This window comes from Ewingella sp. C233, assembly GCF_055407225.1.
Window position 1 is genome coordinate 1 of record NZ_JBUZRI010000019.1, and the last position, 955, is coordinate 955.

Here is a 955-nt window from a genome sequence, read left to right on the forward strand (position 1 = left end):
GCGATTAAGCGATAACTTTAGCAACAACACCAGCACCAACAGTACGGCCGCCTTCACGGATTGCGAAACGCAAGCCGTCATCCATCGCGATTGGATGGATCAAGGTAACAACCATGTTCACGTTGTCGCCTGGCATTACCATCTCTACGCCTTCTGGCAGTTCGATGGTACCGGTCACGTCAGTTGTACGGAAGTAGAACTGTGGACGGTAGCCTTTGAAGAACGGAGTATGACGGCCGCCTTCATCTTTGCTCAGGATATAAACTTCTGAGTCAAATTTAGTGTGTGGTTTGATTGAACCTGGTTTAGCCAGAACCTGACCACGTTGGATATCTTCACGCTTAACGCCACGCAGCAAGATACCGCAGTTCTCACCCGCACGACCTTCGTCAAGCAGCTTACGGAACATTTCAACGCCAGTACAAGTAGACTTAACGGTATCTTTGATACCGACGATTTCTACTTCTTCGCCAACTTTAACGATACCGCGCTCTACACGACCAGTTACAACAGTACCACGGCCGGAGATGGAGAATACGTCTTCGATTGGCAGCAGGAACGGACGGTCGATAGCACGTTCTGGTTCTGGGATGTAGCTATCCAGGAAACCAGCCAGTTCGATGATTTTAGCTTCCCACTCTGCTTCGCCTTCCAGTGCTTTCAGCGCTGAACCACGTACAACAGGGATATCGTCGCCTGGGAAATCGTAAGCAGAAAGAAGTTCACGAACTTCCATCTCAACCAGTTCCAGCAGCTCTTCGTCATCTACCATGTCGCATTTGTTCATGAATACGATCATGTATGGAACGCCAACCTGGCGACCCAACAGGATGTGCTCACGGGTCTGTGGCATAGGGCCATCAGTCGCAGCAACAACCAGGATAGCGCCATCCATCTGAGCAGCACCGGTGATCATGTTTTTCACATAGTCGGCGTGGCCTGGGCAGTCAACGTG

The 955-nt window shown here is 50.7% G+C and carries 1 protein-coding gene; it reads right to left on the reverse strand.

The window, feature by feature from the left end:
• Positions 1-4: 4 nt before the first annotated feature.
• On the reverse strand, positions 5-955 hold a 951-nt coding region (tuf, locus tag ACZRKO_RS22745; protein ID WP_463739335.1), incomplete at its 5' end, for an elongation factor Tu.